Genomic DNA, 16513 nt, shown 5'->3' on the forward strand with positions numbered 1-16513 from the left:
GCTCAGACGCCGGACGGGAAGGTCTCCGGTTCGCGCAGCTCGACGTGCGGGGTCCGCAGCGGGCGCACGCCTCGGCTGCGGTCGAACCAGAGGAACGCGTCGTAGCGGTCGCCGAGCACGGTCGGCACGTAGTTGCCGCGCCGTTCCATGTTCGGCTGGTAGACGACTCCGATCGCCCGGTGGTCCAGCTCGTCGGTGAGCAGATCCGGTCTGCCGTCGGTCGGGAAGACGAACAACGACTCGGTCGGGGCCGCGACGGAAAGGATCGCTTCCAGCGACCCCGGCCGGGCCGGCGGTACGGGCATCAGCCGCATCGGCGCACCCCAGGTGTCGCCGGCCACCACCGTGCCCCGGTAGGTGCCGAAACCGACCAGGACCACCCGGTCCCGGCCGTACCGCTCGCGGGCCAGCTGCCCGATGTTGACCTCGCCGAGTTCGGCCATGTCGGTGGCCCGGGCGTCGCCGACGTGCGTGTTGTGCGCCCACACCACCGCGCGGGCGTCCGGTCCGTACCGGTCGAGCAGCCGGGCGAGGGTGTCGTCCATGTGCCGGTCCCGGACGTTCCAGGACAGCCGGCCGCCGGAAACCAGCGCCCGGTAGTAGCGTTCGGCACCGGCCACCACCTCGGCGTTCTGCCAGGCACCGAAGCTGCCGGCCCCGTCGGTGGCGGCGTCGCGCCGCAGCCGGACCAGCAGGTCGATCACCTCCGCCTCGCAGCCGGCGGGCACCAGCCGCAGGGCGGTCGCGTAGTCCTGCGGGTCCTCGCCGTACGGTTCGAAGCAGCGGTACGCGTCGAGCGCCGCCGGCACCTGGTCCGGTCGATGTTCCCGCAGGTATACGAGGATCTCGCGGAGCGACTCCCACAGCGAGTAGACGTCGAGCCCGTGGAAGCCGACCCGGGCGGATTCGCTGACCGAGTCGTTGTGCCGGCGCAGCCAGCGGCAGAAGTCGACCACCTCGTCGTTGGCCCACATCCAGGTCGGCCAGCGTTCGAAGGTGGTCAGCGCGTCGCGCGGGTCGCGGGGGGCGTCGAATCGACCCCGGACGCTGCGGTCGACCCGGTCGCAGTCCGGCCAGTCCCCTTCGACGGCGACGAAGGAGAAGTCGTGCTCGGTGATCAGGCGGCGGGTGACGGCCGCCCGCCAACCGTAGAACTCGTGCGTACCGTGGCTCGCCTCGCCGAGCATCACGACCCGCGCGTCGGCGGCCCGTTCGATCAGCGGGTCGAGGTCGTCGGCGTCGACCAACGGTCGCGCCAGCGCGGTGATGTCCGCGGCATATCTGGCCACCGGGCCCGGGTACCCGGGCGTTACCGGCACAAACCCCGTCAGCCGGGGCCGCTGGAACTCGCGAGGCGGGTGTTGCGGGCGGGTTCGGGCTAGGCTGCCTGAGCATGGAGGAGCAATCGCCTGACGCTGAGCCGAGGCGGTCCCGCGCCCCACGGGCCAGGACACCGAAGGCCGGCTTCACGCCGCCCGCCGCCATCGCTCCCGTGTTGTTCCAGCCGCCACCGAGCGCGAGCGCGGCCGGCAGCACCGAGGGCCCTACCAAGAAGGCCACGCCAGCGAAGAAGGCGACTCCGACGAAGAAGACCGCCGCGCCAGCGAAGAAGACCGCCGCCAAGAAGACCGCGCCGACGAAGAAGGCGACTCCGACGAAGAAGTCCACTGCGGCGAAGAAGACCGCGCCGACGAAAAAGACCGCGTCGGCGCCGGATCCGGCCAGCGCTCCCCCGCCAGGTCCGGTGCCCGGCGGTACGCTGCGACACCTGTTGGCGCGTCCGGCGTACGCGCCGGAACTGCTCGCCCTGGCGGCGGTGGAGCGGATCGGCCCGGCGGCGCGGGACTGGGCGGCCCGGCTACGCGACGACTACCCGGCGGCCAGCGACGACGCCCTGGCCCGGCTGGCGGCGCGCCGGTTCACCCGGCTGGCCGGGGCCGGCGCGGCGGTCGCCACCGCCGGCGGGCTGCTCGGCCCCGCCCTGGAGCTGGTGACACTCAGCTGGACGCAGGCCGCTGTCACGCTGCACGTGGCGGCCGCGTACCGACATGATCCGACCGACCGGGACCGGGCGGCGGAGCTGCTGGCTCTCACCGGTATGCAGCCGGACGTCGCGGCGGCCCACGCGGCGCTGGACGCGGCGGGCCGGCCGACGGCCGACGACGACGAGGATCCGGCGTTGCGGCTGCTCGACGGCGCGCAGCGGTTCACCGAGGCGGTGAGCCGGTTGACCGACGGCGGTTGGGCGCTGCTGCGGTTGCCGGCCCGGTTCCTGCCCGGCGGGCGGGCGCTGGTCGCCTGGTCGGGCGACACGTTGCTGCTGGAGCGGCTGGCCGCGCGGGCGAGTGCGCACTACCGGCCGGTCACGCCGGCCGCGCCGGTCACAGCCAGCTGAACCAGTCGCGGGGCAGCAGCGCGTAGCCGACGAACGCGAAGACGTCCAGCAGGGTGTGCGCGATGATCAACGGCATCACCCGGCGGGTACGCAGGAAGAACAGCGACAGCACCACACCCATGATCACGTTGCCGACGAACGCCCCGAAGCCCTGGTAGAGGTGGTAGGTGCCGCGCAGCAGGCAGCTGGTGGCGATGACCGCGCCGATCCGCCAGCCGAGTTGCCGCAGCCGGGTCATCAGGTAGCCGACCACGATCACCTCTTCCAGGATGGCGTTCTGCGCGGCGGCCAGGATCAGCACCGGGACCGTCCACCACAGCTGCGGTAGCGCGGCCGGGACCAGGCTGGCGTTGAGCCCGAGCAGCGCGGCGATCCAGAACAGTCCGAGTCCGGGCAGCCCGATCGCGGCGGCCAGGGCGGCCCCCCAGGCCAGGTCGCGCAGCGGTGACCGGGCGTCGAGTCCGAGCCGGGCGCGGGCGTCGGCCCGGTCCCGGCTGAGCAGGTGGACCGCCAGCAGGACCGGCACGAGGGCGAAGAAGATCCCGAGCAGCTGGTACGTCAGGTCCAGCCAGGGGCGGGCCGACTGGGAGGCGTTCATGGTGGCGGTCTGCTGGCCCAGCGGCCGGTCGGCGGTGAGTCGCGCGGTGATGGTGACCAGGGCGTAGATGGCGGACTGGCCGAGCGACACGCCCAGGACCAGGAGCACCTCGGCGCGCAGCAGGCGCGGTGGCAGCGGGGCCGCCGGGTGGGCGTCCGGGTTGCTGCTGGCCGGTGGTGGCGTACCGGCGAGGTCGACCGTCACCGGACCACTGTGCCCGAGCAGGTACGGCAGAGCAATGTCGCACATCGTGTACGTCGGCTCACTACGAAGAGTGCTCACCCTGGAACTCAGTGATACGGCGTCAGTGGCGGCACGGTGACGGGGAAGGCCTCGATGAGCAATCTCGCGCAACTGTTGAAGGAGAGCTGGGTGCTCGTCGAGGAGGAGCACGACCAGGTGGCGGGCTACTTCTACGCCCGGCTGTTCCTGGACCGGCCGGACCTTCGCCAGCTCTTCCCGGTGCAGATGGACACCCAGCGGCGCTGCCTGATCGAAGCTATCGTCTCCGCCGTCGGCTCGATCGAGGACCCCGAGCAGTTCGCCGACTACCTGCAGTCACTCGGCCGGGCCCACCGCAAGTTCCATGTGCAAGCTGCGGACTACGCCGCGTTCGGCGGCATGATGCTGGAGGCGCTGCGTACCGTCGCCGGTGACCGGTGGAGCTTCGAGTACGACGAGGCCTGGGGCACCGCGCTGGAGATGCTCACCACCAACCTGGTCATCGGCGCAGAGACCGACCCGAACCCGGCGTTCTGGCACGCTGAGGTGCTCGACCACGAACGCCGGGGCACCGACGTCGCCGTGCTGACCTGCCGGCCGCTGCAGTACCGACTGGAGTACCAGGCGGGGCAGTACGTGAGTGTCGAGGTGCCGCGCTACCTGCCGAGGCTGTGGCGCAGCTACTCGATCGCGAACGCGCCCCGGGCGGACAACACACTGGAGTTCCACGTCCGGGCGGCCGCTGCTGGCTGGGTGTCCAGCGCGCTGGTCCGCCGGGTCCGCCCCGGCGATCTGCTGCGGGTGGCCGCCCCGATGGGCGCCATGGTGCTGGACCGGGACTCGCCACGGGACATCGTCTGCCTGGCCGGCGGGGTCGGTTTCGCCCCGGTCAAGGCCCTGATCGACGAGCTGACCCGGTACAACCGCAGCCGCTGGGTGCACGTCTACCTGGGCGGGCGGACCCGCGACGACCTGTACGACCTGGCCGAGCTGAGCCAGCTCTGCGCCGCCTACCCCTGGCTGAACGTGGTGCCGTGCTGCTCGGACGACCCTGGCTGGACCGGGGAGCACGGCGAGGTCGCCGACGTGCTGGCCCGCTACGGCCCGTGGTACGAGCACGACTTCTTCGTCGCCGGGTCGGCCGGCATGGTCCGGTCGAGTCTGCGTCGGCTGGCCGAGCTCGACGTCCCGGCCGAGCACATCCGCTACGACAGCTTCGGCGAGGTGTGACCGCTTTGCCCGGTCAGTACACCCAGGGCCGGCCGCTGTCCCGGTACTCCTCGACCGGCACCAGGCTGGTCCCCGGTGCCATCCGGTCGACGTACAGCCGGCCCTCCAGGTGGTCGATCTCGTGCGCGACCAGCCGGGCCATCGCCCGGTCGAAGGACGTGATCACCCGGCCGCCGTCGAACCTGGAGTGTTCGACGTCGATCCGCAGCGGACGCGGCACCAGCCCACGCACGTCGAAGTAGGACAGGCAACCCTCGTACTGGTCGTCGGTCTCCACCGAGGCGTCGACGACCCGTGGGTTGAGCAGCACCAGCGCCTCGGCTCCCGGTTCCGGCGGCCGGACCAGGGCAGCGGCCCAGGGCAGCCCGATCTGTGGTGCGGCCAGGCCCACCCCCTTGCCGAACGGGTGCAGCTCGTCGAGTCGGGCCAGCATGGCCCGCAGCCGGGCGACCGTGTCCAACGCCACCGCCTCGTCGGCCGGCAGCTCGAACGGCTGCACCTGCTGCCGGAGCATCTCGGCACCCCGCTGCACGATCCCGATGGCCCGCATCCGTTCGCTGGCCCGCGGCTCCGGCCGCGTCTCCGACCCGGCCGATGATCCGGCCGGGCCGCCGCCGTGCGTCGGCGGCCCGGACCGGAACCGCCACTCCAGCCGGTACCGGGCGTTGAGCAGCGGGGCGTCGGTCGACCACTCCAGCACCGACCGGCCGTTCACCCGCTGCCGGCGCACCGGCGTACGCAGCGGGGCGTCCTCCGCAGACAGGGACGTCTCGACCCCCCACACCTGGGGGTCGAACGCTTCCGGGAAGTCCAGCCGTACGGTGAGCTGCCGGGTGGGCAGCCGGACGGCGCGTTGGAACCACTGCCCCCACTTCTCCTGGCCGACCCGGTAGGTGTACTCGATGCTGGTGCGCTGCCCCGGGTACAGCGGGAACCGGCCGTCGGCGTTCTCGAACAGCAGCCAGACCTCTTTGAACGCGTCCCGGTCGTGTTTCTTGCGCCACTGCATCGGCTCCTGGTGCCCGGGGGTTCCGCAGAAGGCGTGCAGGTCCAGCTCGACGAAGGTGAGCGGGTGTTCCCGGTGGTGCCGGTTGGACCGGTCCGGGTCGTCGGGGTACCGGTCGACGGCGACCCGGACCAGGTAACGGGTGACCGGGTCGGTGCCGGCGTTGTAAAGCGCCCGCCGGATCGTGCAGTGGTAGTAGCCGTCCCGGTAGGCGAGGGTGGCCACCTCCTGCTCGACGATCAGGCCGGTGCCGGGTGGCATCCACTGTTCGGGCACCGGCGGGTCGCGCGGCGGGGTGCTGGTACGGCTGTGCCGCAGTTCGTCGTACTCCTGGTAGCGCTGCCAGATCGCGCCGCCGGCGCCGAGCACCGCTTCGGCCCGGCGGGCGAAGTCCTCGGTGGGGCGGTGCCGGCGGCCTTCGACGTGGCTGATGTACGACGGGTCGAAGCCCATCCGGGCGGCCAGTTGCTTCTTGGTCATCGCCCGGTCCAGGCGCCACTGGGCGAGCTCGGCCGCGAAGGTGTCGGCAGCGCGGTCGATGGGCGAGCTGGTCATCGCAAGGCGTCCCCTCAGGCCGGATCCACAGTCTGCTTTCCGACTCGTACGCCCGGTCGGATTTGGCGCGTTGCCGACAGAGCACTTGACAGCCCAGATCGGCCCACTCTGCGAGATTTGCCCATCACTCAACCGCCACGGAATGTCACCACCCCGGCTGGAAGTTTCGCCGATACTCTGGTTAGCCTAGCCTTAGCAAGCTAGGGTGAACCATCGGCGGCTGTCGGAAGGATCGAAAGGTGAGAACGTTGCGGCGAGGCACGTGCGACCCGGTTGACCACGGGAGCGCCACCTCCTTCTCGGTTGCCACCGCGACCTGCCCGGTTGTCGCCGCGCCGCTGGATGGTTGCTCATCGTGACCGCCGTCATAGACCCCCGGGCCCGCGCCGCCGCGCCGCTGGCCCCGATCACCGCCACGTTGCGCACCGCGTTCGGCACCGACGACCTGCCCGGCCTGCACGCCGGTCTGCTCGTCGACGACCAGACCGGCTGGCTGCCCGCCACCGAGCTGATCCACGGCGACCACCTGCCCCGGCTGCTCGACTCGGCCGCCCGACGCTGGCAGGCGAAGCGGCACGCCGCAGCCGCCCTCGCCTGGAAGGCGTACAGCTACTGGGTGGCGCTGCCGGTCGCGCTCGGCTGGGCGTCGGCCCGCCGGGTGCCGCTGATGCGCGCCGACGACGTACTGCTGCGGATGGCCGACGACGGCCCGCTGGTCGACGTCGGCCTGCGCACCGGGATCCCGGTGGCGGTGCTGCCGCACGACCCGATCGCGGCGGCCGGGCTGCCCGAGGTGCTGGTCGTTGCCGACGAGGCCGAGCTGCTGCGGGTCCTCCGGATCGCCCTGCTCGACCAGCACATGAGCCCGCTGCTGGACGAGATCCACAGCCGGGTGAAGCTCGGCCCGCGGACGCTGCTCGGCTCCCTCTCCTCCGGCATCGCCTACGCGGTGCTGCAGGCGGCCGACGCGCTGCCCGGCTCGTCCGCCGAGACGATCGGCACGCTGCTCGACGCGCTGGACATCGGCGACCTGATCGAGCTGGTGCCCGGCGAGGACGGGGCGGTCACCGTGCAGCGCCGGACCTGCTGTCTGGCGTTCACCCTGCCCGACCCGAAGATCTGCCCCGGCTGCTGCATCCGCCCGTAACCCCGCGCCGCGCGGCCGGGTCGATCCGGCCACGCGGACAAACGGTTCCGGCCCCGGCCGCGCGGGTAGCGGCCGGCCCAGTGGTCAGCCCGGCTGCTGGTAGGTGGCCGTCAGCCGCGCCCGGGCCAGGGTGTGGAAGGCCAGGTTGAAGCCGACGTACGCCGGGGTCGCCGTCGGGCCGAGGTCGAGCCCTTCGACGTCGAGGGCGTGCACCGCGAAGATGTACCGGTGCGGCCGGTCACCGGCCGGCGGTGCGGCGCCGTCGTAGCCGGGGTTACCGAAGTCGTTGCGTACGCCGAACGCGCCCGGCGCCGCCTTCTCCGGGTCACCGCCGGCACCCTGCGCCAGCTCGGTCACCGACGCCGGCAGGTTGACCAGCAGCCAGTGCCAGAACCCGCTACCGGTCGGCGCGTCCGGGTCGAAACAGGTGACCACGAACCCCTTGGTCGATGCCGGAAAGCCCGACCAGGACAGTTGCGGGGAGAGGTTCGCCCCGCCGGCTCCGGTGAAAACGTGTGCCGTCGGCAGCGGCCCGCCGTCGGCGAGGTCGGTGCTGGTCAACGTGAACGAGTCGACCGGCGGAAGCAGGTCGTACGGATCAGGTGCGATCGGTCGGTCCAGGTTCATGCCTGGCATCCTGCCGCACCCGGCACCGGTACGCAGCCCAGCGCACCGATGCCGGGTGGAATCGCATCAGGACTGCTTGGCTCCGCTGCCGACCAGCTCGGCGTCGCGCTGCGCGGCCAGCCGGGCCCGCAGCTGCTCGCCTTCGATGTCCACGTTGGGCATGATCCGGCTGAGGAAGCGCGGCAGCCACCAGGCGGCCCGGCCGAGCAGCGACATCACCGCCGGCACGATGGTCATCCGCACCACGAACGCGTCGATCAGCACGCCGATCGCCAGCGCGAAGCCCATCGACTTGATCACCGGGTCGTCGACCAGCATGAAGCCGCCGAAGACCGAGATCATGATCAGCGCGGCGGCGGTGACCACCCGAGCGCCGTGTCCCATCCCGTTGATGGTGGCCTGGGTAGCGGTGTCACCGTGCACGAAGTCCTCCCGCATCCGGGAGACCAGGAACACCTCGTAGTCCATGGCCAGGCCGAACAGGATGCCGATCAGCAGGATCGGCAGGAAGCTGACCAGCGGGCCCGGGGTGTCCAGGCCGACCAGGTCGGCGAGCCAGCCCCACTGGAAGACCGCGACGGTGATGCCGAACGCCGCGCCGACGGTCAGCAGGAAACCGAGGGCGGCCTTCACCGGCACCAGGATCGACCGGAACACCAGCATCAGCAGCAGGATCGACAGCCCGACGACCAGCAGCAGGTAGACCGGCATCGCGTCGGCGAGCTTGTCGGAGACGTCGATGCCGACGGCGGTGACACCGGTCAACGCGATCGCGGCGGGGCCGTCGTCGTCCGGGGCCAGCCCGAGCTCGGCGATCTCCACGCGGATCCGCTCGACGAGCTCCTCGGTCTCGGCCTCGGTGGGGCCGGTCGCCGGGATGACCGCCAGGATCGCGGTCTGCCCGTCCCGGCTGGGCTGCGGCGGCGCGACCATCAGTACGCCGTCGAGGGCCTGCACCGTACCGGTGATCTGGCCGGCGGCGGCGGTGGTGGCCTCCGCCGAGTCACCGGAGACCACCATGATCAGCCGGCCGTTGAAGCCGGGCCCGAACCCTTCGCTGGTCAGGTCGTACGCGGTCCGTTCGCTGCTGCCCAGCGGGGCGGTGCTGGCGTCCGGCAGGGCGATCCGCATGTCGGCGGCGGGGATCGCCAGGGCACCGAGGCCGGCCACGCCGAGCACGATCACCGGGATCCGCAGCTTCACCATCAGTCGGGCCCAGCGGAACCCGAAGGACTCCTGGTTTTCGTGGGTGGTCGGTGCCTGCGCCGGGTCGACGGCCCGCTTGCCGCGCGGCAGCACCCGGCGGCCGGCGTAGCCGAGCAGCGCCGGCTGCAGAGTGATCGCGACCAGGACGGCGACGCTGACCGTGCCGGCGGCGGCCAGACCCATCACGGTCAGGAACGGGATGCCGACGACGGACAGACCGGCGAGGGCGATGACCACGGTGGCGCCGGCGAACACCACTGCGGAGCCGGCGGTGGCGACGGCACGGGCGGCCGCCTCCTCCGGCTCCAGCCCTTCGAGCAGGTGCTGCCGGTGCCGGGAGGTGATGAACAGCGAGTAGTCGATGCCGACGGCCAGGCCGAGCATCAGCGCCAGCACCGGGGCGGTGGAGGTGAGGTCGATGACGCCGCTCAGCACGAACAGACCGGCCATGCCGGCGCCGACGCCGATCAGCGCGTTCAGCATCGTCATCCCGGCGGCGACCAGCGAACCGAAGGTGATGATCAGGACGACCAGGGCGATCGCCACGCCGATCGCCTCCTGGGAGCCGACGTGCGGCTCGGTGCTCATCACCTCGCCGCCGTGGGCCACCTGGAAGCCGGCGTCGCGGGCCGGACCACCGACCGCTTCGTACGCTTCCCGCGATTCGTCGCTGACCTCGTCGTTCGGCACAGCGAACTGGACGTTTACCAGGGCGAACCGGCCGTCGGGCGACACGCTGCCGGTCTGGAACGGGTCGAGCGCGGCGATCACGCCGGGGATCTGGTTGGCTTCGCCGACCACCTGCAGGACGGCGGCCTGACCTTCGGGGGTGGTGAGCTGCTCGCCCTCCGGCGCGGCGATCACGATCGTGCCGCCGGCCCCGCTGGCTTCCGGGAACTGCTCCTGGAGCAGCTCCAACGCCTCCTGGGATTCGGTGCCGGGGATGTTGAAGTCGCTGGCGGTCGGCCCGCGGAAGGCGAGCGCGGCGGCGCCGAGACCGACCAGGGCGATCAACCAGATCGAAACGACCAGGTGTCGCTTGCGAAAGGCGGTCCGGCCGAGCCGGTATAGCAGGGTGGCCATGCGGCATCCTCTGTCGTGTCGGTCGTTACGGAACTTCGGGTTTTCAGCTGGCGTCAGGTCTCGGTTCTTACGGCGGGCCTGGGTTCGCCGAGGGTCCGGTCGATCACCTGGGTCAGCAGCGGGCGGAGTCGGTCGGCGTCGAGGTCGAGGTGTTTGGAGCTGGCGGCGGCGACCCCGGCCAGCACCACCAGGGCGGCGAACCGGTCCTCCAGGCGCCCGGACCGGCCGGTGAGGGCGTCGAGCAGCCGGTCGATCATCTGTTCGAGGTCGCAGAAGGCGGGTTGGTGCAGCATCTGCGGGATCTCGGCGTAGAGCACCGCGATCTGCCGCTGGTAGCGAAGGCAGAGTTCGATGAAGCCGTCGATCGCGGTACGGCGGGCGGTCTCGTCGTCGAGTCCGGCCAGTTGCCGGTCGAGTTGGGCCAGGCTGGCGACCGCCGGGTTCATCAGGGCGGCGAGGATCGCGTCCTTGCTGTCGAAGTGGTAGAGCAGGGACGCCTTGGCGCAGCCCACCTCGGCGGCGATGTCCTGAAGGGAGGCGCCCCGGAAGCCGACCACCGCGAAGCGCTGGGCGGCCACGTCGAGGATCTGTTCGCGTAGCTCGGGCCGCGCTGCGCCGCCCCGGCCGGTCTGCGTCACCTTGCCCACCTCCTCTCCTCAGGTCACCTGCCGCGACCAAGGATGCCGGAGCGAACCCAGAAACCCTGACCGATCGGTCAGAAGGTGAAGCAGCTCACAGAGACGGCCCGCTCAACCTCGATCTCGACCAGCAAATCTCACCCGAAGCGGGTGGAAGCCTGACGAGAGCCTGATGAGAGTTCGTTAAGAGTCACCCGGAGCAGGGGCGACGGAAGACGGTCACCGGGCCGGCAGGACCGCGTGTTTCAGCTGGCTGGCCAGCCAGTCCCGGAAGTCGGTCTCGTTCCAGCCGCAGCGCAGCACCAGGCTGGCGTAGTGCGCCGGGTCGTTGTAGAACCAGACCAGATCCACCGACCGGTCGAGGTCGGATCCGTACCGCAGCGGTCCCAGGTCGCGCAGTCGCGCGACCACGCCGGTGGCGCCGATCCGGCGGTTACGCAGCAGCGTCTCCCAGACCTGGGCGACCTCTTCGGCGTCGTCGGCCGCCTGCCGTACGGTCTCGAAGATTCGTGCCGTCCGGCCGCCGATCAGCCGGCACACCTCCGCGTACGCGTCGAGGACACCTTCGGCGGTGTCGGCGAGACGCACCGGCTGGAACCAGGGCCGCTCGACGACCGGCACCGGTTCGTCGTCGCCGGCGAGGGCCTCGTCGAGGACCTGGCGCAGCAGGGCCGGTTTGGAGCCGAAGGCGGCGAAGACGGTGGGGCGGGCGACACCGGCCACGACGGCGACGTCGGCGAGCGAGGCACCGGCGTAGCCGCGTTCGACGAAGAGGTCCCGGGCTGCGTCGACGATCGCCCGTCGGGTCCGGCGGGCGTTCTCCTCGCGTACCGCTGATCGGTATTTCCGGGTCGGCCTGGTCTCGTTGTCGGCTGCCATAGCTCCGTCACCCTACCAAGATATTAACTAGACAGCGTCTCTGGACTAGCTGGTGTCTATTGAATATGCTCAGAGCAGCCTGACCGGCGTCGGACCGCCAGCACGGTCCCGACCGGGGCGGCTTCCCGCTGCGACGAAAGGGTCAGCCATGCCAGGACCACGCGTCGGCGCCGCGCGCCGTACGCACCGACCCGGGCCGCCTCGCCAGCTCCTGTCCGGCCTCTTCGGCCTCACGACGGCGCTGCTGGTCGTGACGGCCGCCGCCTGCTCGCCGGGCGGCACCACACAACCGGCCGAGCCCGGCGGTCAGCCGGCCGGGTCGGCCAGCCAGCCGGCGGGCGGGCAGCCCGGCGACGAGTCGCCACCGCCGGTCGACGCCTGCACGCTGCTCACCGCCGACGAGGTCACCCCGATCATCGGCGCACACGACGGCGGCGGGCCCGGCGACGGCCTCGGCGAAAGCGTCTGCGTGTGGGAGAACCCCGACACCTACCACTCCGTGACGGTCAGCATCGGCAGCCCAGGGACGGCCGCCTCCGGTGAGCTGCCCGCCGAATCGGCGTACGGCGAGACCGAACCCGGCCCGGACGGGATCCGGTTCGCTCCCGGCGGCTTCGCCGAGTTCATCGTCGACGACCGGGCCTGTGAGGTCCAGGTCGTCGCCCCGGACGACGACCGGGACGTCACCGTCGAGCTGATCGGGCTGATCAGGAGCCGGATGTGACCGGGCGGCCGATCACCGGCGGCCGGCGGGCCGCCCGGCTGACGCTGCACTGTCTGCTGGCGGCCGCCGTCGTCGCGGCCGGCACCGGATGCGGCGACACCACAGAGTCCCCGACCGGACTGCCGACCGGATTCCCGGACGACAGCGTCGCGGCCAGCCAGGCTCCACCAGCGAGTACGGAGACCGACCCGCCGGCCGCGCCGGCCGTGATCAACCCCTGTGATTTGGTGACCCAGCAGGAAGCGGAGCAGTTGGCCGGCACGCCACTCGACGCGCCCCGGCAGGTCGAGGCGACCTGCACGTTCACCTCGCCACCGACGGGGCCGACCGCCCAGGTGGAGGTCTTCGTCGGACCCGGCGCCAAGAAGATGCTCGACATCAACCGGGAGCTCGGGCACGAGTTCCGTGAGCTGCCCGGCATCGGCGACGAGGCGTACGCCGAAGACAACAACGTGTACGTCAACATCTCCGGCCAGTGGATCTCGATCCGGTTGGTGCTGCTCAACGATCCCGCCGAGAACCGGCAGGCGCTCGAAGACCTCGCCCGCGTCGTCGCCGGTCGGCTCTGAACCCCGTCCATCGTCAACCATCCACCGTCATCGGCTCACCCGAAGGGTGTCGGTCATGGGATCGAGCTTCACCAACTCCCGGCGGCTGACCGGGTCGGCCGTCGCCGTACTCCTGGCGGTGTCGGCCTGCGGCGGCGCGGGCCCGGCGGACGGTCCGCGGCCGGACGCGGCATCGCCGGTGAATGCCGAGGCCGAGCAGCGGTACGGTGCCGCACCGACGCCGCACCCGGACGTCACCTACCAACCGGACGTGGTGTTCGTCGGCGGCGGCGCGGACACGGTCCGCTCGGTCGCCGCGGACATCTTCACCTGGCGCATCGACCCGGCGGCGAAGAACGCCGACCGGCTCGCACCGGGCAAGGTCATGTTCCTTACGGGGCGGGCGGTGGGCCGGGTGCTCGACGTCCGACGCGACGGCGACGACCTGGCCGTGGCCCTCGGCCCGGTGGACATCACCGAGGTGATCCGGGACGGCACCTTCACCAGTGCCGAACCGGTCCCGTTGACGGCTGCGGTCCCGATGCCGGACGCGGCGGCCAGCTGGGCGGAGTCCGGCGACGACAGCGGCGGCGTCGGTGGTGGTGGCGCGGTCGTCGGCACCGGTGGGGGTGCAGGCGGTGGCGGTCGCACGGTGCCGGCGGCCGCCAAGGTCGGCAAGCTGGCCGCCACGCCGATCTGCTGCTCGGACGGGGTCGGCGCCAAGTTCACCTACGACAGCAACGGAGTGCGCCTGCTCGGCAAGGTTCTGCTCAAGATGACCGCACCGACCGCCGGCTTCCACCTGGAGATCCGGGGAGCGACGGTGACCCGGGCCGAGTTCATGGTGAACGGGGCCGCCGCGCTGCGGGTGGAGATCGAAGCGACGACGTCGACCGGTCACAACATCGACCCCCGCATCCCGATCCCGGTCGACTTCAGCGTCCCGATCGGCGAAGTGCTGGGTGTGCCGTTCTCCGCGACGGTGACCCAGGTCATCGGGGTGAACACGGCGTTCGGTGCCAAGGACGGCAACATCAAGGCTGCCGGCGAGTGGTCGCTGAGCCAGTCGATAGGCTTCGGCTACGCCAACGGCTCGTTCGGCGTACGGGCACCGAACTCGATCAGCGTCGACCAGAGCCTGATCGACTCGATCTCCGGCATCTCGGTCGGCGTCAACGGCGTGTGGCTCGACTACCACGCCAAGTTCCACGTCGGGCTCGGCGCGCTCGGCTTCATCGCCGGGCTGTACTTCGAGTTGACCCTTACCCTCGGAATGACCATCGGCTCCGCACTCGGCGCGCCGATCGCACTGTGCCGCAGCGCCCAACTCGGCCTCTGGGCGTCGTACGGTGTCGGCTACACCATCCCGGCCGGTCTGGCCGCAGTGATCAACACGTTTCTGCAGCTCTTCAACGCCAAACCCATTCCAAAGGAAGGCGGCGTCGGCGACACGAAAAACCTTTACGACAAGAATGTGGTGCACCCGAACGTGCCGATCTGTCGAGACTGATTGATACCCTGGGGCTGTGTCGGCCACCGTGGATCCACCGCCGCCGCGCACAGATCCGTCCACGCCCCGGCAAAAGATCAGCTGGGTCGACCGTCTCATTCAGGCGGCAGCCATCGCCGGGTCGATCGCCGGTGTCGCGTCCTTCTTCACCGAGCATCCCACGGCTGGGCTGCGGCTCATCGCGGGCAGCCTACTCGTCGGCGGGGTCGCGCTCGCTTTCAGATGGCGTACGGCCGGCGGTCCTCGCTTTGGTTTCACCGGTGCGCTGGCGTTGGCGCTGGTCGGGGCCGGCGTCTTCGGCTGGTCGGTGCGGCCGGGCGCCACACCGGACGTCGCGGCACCGGACGTCGCCGCGCCGGCACCGGGCCCGACCGGGAGCAGTTCGTCGGGTTCGTCGCCAACCACTGCCGGGCCGGATCCCGCACCCGACGGCACATCGGTGACGGTGCACCGGGCAGAAACCGTCGTCCCCCTCTCCGCGAGAACGGAGATCGACCTCGACTCACTCGCGCCGGACTGGGACGTCGCGGGCTACGACGAGACGGGCCGGGCCGATCTTCGGTTCAGCACCGTCGGCCTCGAAGCGATCAACAACGCCGAACTACGGAAGGCCGCAGGTGACGGCCCGGAGCTCTGCCAGCAGGCGACGGCGCAGTACCAACTGACGCTCGACGAGGACCTGCCCGAGACCAGGTACACCTGCGCGATCACCAACGAAGACCGCTTCGCCTCGGTGCGGTTCAACCGCGAAGACGTCCGGATGGGATACACCGTATTCAGCTCGATCAACCTGACGATCACGGTCTACAACCGCGCCGCCTGACCACCGTCCGACCCGGCCGCCGGGGAGGGTTACGACCCGTCGTGCCGGGGCAGACGATAAAGTCCGTCACGTTGCACGAATATCTCCCGCCGCTCGGCGGCATCGCCGGATTTGTCGATCACGTAACCCGTGACCCAGAGCCAGCCCTCGTACGTCGGCTTGGGGTCCACCGAGATGACCCGGAGCCGCAGCCTGCGCTCACCAGCGAACTGCACACTGGCCTCACCGCCGACCACCAGCACGTCACCCGGCCTCGGCTCGGGCGCACGGAGCAGCCGACTACCCGCCACGCCGATCCGCCAACGGATACGTCGTACGCCCGCAGTCCGGGCACCACCGCGACTTCACCTTGAACGACCACAGCCCGGCGCAGAAGCCCAGCAGCGCCGCACTGAACAGCGCCCCGACATCCCACATCGATTCGTTCCTCTCCCAAGAATCCCGACGCGGTCATCCGTCGTCAGTCGTCGAACGCCACCGGCTCGCCGCCGTTGGCCTGCCACCGGGCAAGGATCTCGGCGAGGATCCGGCGGGCACCGGCCTCACCGTGCTCGGCCTTCAAGTCCTCGAAGCTCCACCGCAGCGTGAGAGCCACCTCGGCCGCTTCATCGGTTTCGCACTCTCGGGTGACACCGGCGTCGTCGGCGTCGGCGTTCGGACCCGACTCGCCAGCACCGTCGTCCACCAGGATCACAACCCAGCCGGTACGCGGTAGCCGACCATCTGGCCGTAGGTCATCAGCGGACGCAGCGTCGGAGTGAGCATCGTCGGCTCGGACGACCAGCGGTGCCCACGGTTGCCCGCCAACCGCCGCTGCCTGGCCGCCGCCCGCTCCTGGTCGAGCCGGGCCAGGCGCTTCGACGCCGCCGACCGCCCGTCCCGCCACTCCTGCCACCGCACCACCAGTTCACGAATCATCTCGACGATCACTGCTCTCTCCCTTTCAAGATCGTTTTCGTGTTACCCAATCGATCAAGCCCACGGAGTCACACCGCAGATGTCTCGCCCGGACAGCATCCACGACCGTCCACAGGCAACCTTGCAACTGTCAAGGTTCACGGGGTGCTGGTGCTTACGTTCAGCTCGTGAGAGTCGTCGCGCTATCCGATGTCGCCGAGATGCTCGGCGGTGTATCGCGCACCCGCGCCACCGAGATCACCAACCGGGCGAGCTTCCCGGCACCAGTCGCGCTCGTCGCCTCCGGCCGGATGCGGATCTGGGACCGCGATGAGGTCGCCGAGTGGATCCGCACCCACCGCCCGACCCAACAAGAAGACTGATCGGCATCACCAGATCAAGAACCATCTCGACAATCACCGCCC

Annotated in this window: 19 protein-coding genes; 8 read left to right on the forward strand and 11 right to left on the reverse strand. The window is 70.8% G+C overall.

Going from position 1 to position 16513, the window contains the following annotated elements; genetic code table 11:
• Window positions 1–2: 2 nt before the first annotated feature.
• Complete coding sequence (locus O7629_RS25965) at window positions 3–1187, reverse strand: erythromycin esterase family protein (protein ID WP_278174687.1); 1185 nt, start codon at window positions 1185–1187, stop codon at window positions 3–5.
• A gap of 206 nt (window positions 1188–1393) precedes the next feature.
• On the opposite strand from O7629_RS25965, the gene O7629_RS25970 reads away from it, so the two are divergent.
• Window positions 1394–2395 carry a hypothetical protein gene (locus tag O7629_RS25970; RefSeq protein WP_278172437.1) on the forward strand — a complete coding sequence of 334 codons (1002 nt, stop codon included), beginning with the start codon at window positions 1394–1396 and terminating at the stop codon, window positions 2393–2395.
• Here the strand turns inward: O7629_RS25970 and O7629_RS25975 are convergent.
• The gene (locus O7629_RS25975; RefSeq protein WP_278172438.1) at window positions 2382–3275 is read right to left on the reverse strand and encodes a CPBP family intramembrane glutamic endopeptidase; all 894 of its coding nucleotides are present in this window, start codon (window positions 3273–3275) and stop codon (window positions 2382–2384) included. The two genes, O7629_RS25970 and O7629_RS25975, sit on opposite strands and share 14 nt — an antisense overlap.
• A 54-nt stretch (window positions 3276–3329) precedes the next feature.
• On the opposite strand from O7629_RS25975, the gene O7629_RS25980 reads away from it, so the two are divergent.
• Window positions 3330–4445, forward strand: a complete 1116-nt coding sequence (locus O7629_RS25980; protein ID WP_278172439.1) for an FAD-binding oxidoreductase — start codon at window positions 3330–3332, stop codon at window positions 4443–4445.
• Window positions 4446–4458: 13 nt separating this feature from the next.
• Here the strand turns inward: O7629_RS25980 and O7629_RS25985 are convergent, their stop codons facing one another.
• Complete coding sequence (locus tag O7629_RS25985; protein WP_278172440.1) at window positions 4459–6006, reverse strand: peptide deformylase; 1548 nt, start codon at window positions 6004–6006, stop codon at window positions 4459–4461.
• Between the two features lie 355 nt (window positions 6007–6361).
• Between O7629_RS25985 and O7629_RS25990 the strand changes: the two genes are divergently transcribed.
• Complete coding sequence (locus O7629_RS25990; protein WP_278172441.1) at window positions 6362–7153, forward strand: hypothetical protein; 792 nt, start codon at window positions 6362–6364, stop codon at window positions 7151–7153.
• Window positions 7154–7237: 84 nt separating this feature from the next.
• Here O7629_RS25990 and O7629_RS25995 read toward each other — a convergent pair whose 3' ends face one another.
• The 4 genes from O7629_RS25995 to O7629_RS26010 form a co-directional block, all read right to left on the reverse strand.
• Complete coding sequence (locus O7629_RS25995) at window positions 7238–7780, reverse strand: YbhB/YbcL family Raf kinase inhibitor-like protein (RefSeq protein WP_278172442.1); 543 nt, start codon at window positions 7778–7780, stop codon at window positions 7238–7240.
• A 66-nt stretch (window positions 7781–7846) separates the two neighbouring features.
• Complete coding sequence (locus O7629_RS26000) at window positions 7847–10069, reverse strand: MMPL family transporter (RefSeq protein ID WP_278172443.1); 2223 nt, start codon at window positions 10067–10069, stop codon at window positions 7847–7849.
• 53 nt (window positions 10070–10122) lie between these two features.
• Window positions 10123–10716, reverse strand: coding sequence for a TetR/AcrR family transcriptional regulator (locus O7629_RS26005; protein WP_278172445.1), 594 nt, complete (start codon window positions 10714–10716; stop codon window positions 10123–10125).
• 210 nt (window positions 10717–10926) lie between these two features.
• The gene (locus O7629_RS26010) at window positions 10927–11586 is read right to left on the reverse strand and encodes a TetR/AcrR family transcriptional regulator (RefSeq protein ID WP_278172447.1); all 660 of its coding nucleotides are present in this window, start codon (window positions 11584–11586) and stop codon (window positions 10927–10929) included.
• A gap of 148 nt (window positions 11587–11734) precedes the next feature.
• Here O7629_RS26010 and O7629_RS26015 point away from each other — a divergent pair, with 148 nt between their 5' ends.
• From O7629_RS26015 to O7629_RS26030, 4 genes are read left to right on the forward strand one after another with little or no spacing between them, the layout of a single operon-like run.
• Window positions 11735–12310, forward strand: a complete 576-nt coding sequence (locus O7629_RS26015; RefSeq protein WP_278172448.1) for a DUF3558 family protein — start codon at window positions 11735–11737, stop codon at window positions 12308–12310.
• Window positions 12307–12879 (forward strand): DUF3558 family protein, encoded by a 573-nt coding sequence (locus O7629_RS26020; RefSeq protein WP_278172449.1) that lies wholly within the window; start codon window positions 12307–12309, stop codon window positions 12877–12879. The genes O7629_RS26015 and O7629_RS26020 overlap by 4 nt, the downstream gene beginning before the upstream one ends.
• 55 nt (window positions 12880–12934) lie before the next feature.
• Window positions 12935–14368 (forward strand): hypothetical protein, encoded by a 1434-nt coding sequence (locus O7629_RS26025; RefSeq protein ID WP_278172450.1) that lies wholly within the window; start codon window positions 12935–12937, stop codon window positions 14366–14368.
• Between the two features lie 16 nt (window positions 14369–14384).
• Window positions 14385–15191 carry a hypothetical protein gene (locus O7629_RS26030; protein ID WP_278172452.1) on the forward strand — a complete coding sequence of 269 codons (807 nt, stop codon included), beginning with the start codon at window positions 14385–14387 and terminating at the stop codon, window positions 15189–15191.
• A gap of 29 nt (window positions 15192–15220) precedes the next feature.
• Here O7629_RS26030 and O7629_RS26035 read toward each other — a convergent pair whose 3' ends face one another.
• The 4 genes from O7629_RS26035 to O7629_RS26050 are packed head-to-tail and all read right to left on the reverse strand — an operon-like array spanning window position 15221 to window position 16121.
• The gene (locus tag O7629_RS26035; RefSeq protein WP_278172454.1) at window positions 15221–15481 is read right to left on the reverse strand and encodes a hypothetical protein; all 261 of its coding nucleotides are present in this window, start codon (window positions 15479–15481) and stop codon (window positions 15221–15223) included.
• Entirely contained in the window at window positions 15471–15608 is a 138-nt protein-coding gene (locus tag O7629_RS26040; RefSeq protein ID WP_278172456.1) for a hypothetical protein, read from the reverse strand. Before O7629_RS26040 ends, O7629_RS26035 begins: the two co-directional genes overlap by 11 nt.
• 43 nt (window positions 15609–15651) lie before the next feature.
• Window positions 15652–15876 (reverse strand): hypothetical protein, encoded by a 225-nt coding sequence (locus tag O7629_RS26045; protein WP_278172458.1) that lies wholly within the window; start codon window positions 15874–15876, stop codon window positions 15652–15654.
• Window positions 15877–15881: 5 nt separating this feature from the next.
• Complete coding sequence (locus O7629_RS26050) at window positions 15882–16121, reverse strand: hypothetical protein (RefSeq protein WP_278172460.1); 240 nt, start codon at window positions 16119–16121, stop codon at window positions 15882–15884.
• 155 nt (window positions 16122–16276) lie between these two features.
• Here O7629_RS26050 and O7629_RS26055 point away from each other — a divergent pair, with 155 nt between their 5' ends.
• Window positions 16277–16471, forward strand: coding sequence for an AlpA family phage regulatory protein (locus O7629_RS26055; RefSeq protein WP_123604313.1), 195 nt, complete (start codon window positions 16277–16279; stop codon window positions 16469–16471).
• The last annotated feature ends 42 nt before the right edge of the window (window positions 16472–16513 follow it).

The organism is Solwaraspora sp. WMMD792 (genome assembly GCF_029626105.1).
GTDB lineage: Bacteria > Actinomycetota > Actinomycetes > Mycobacteriales > Micromonosporaceae > Micromonospora_E.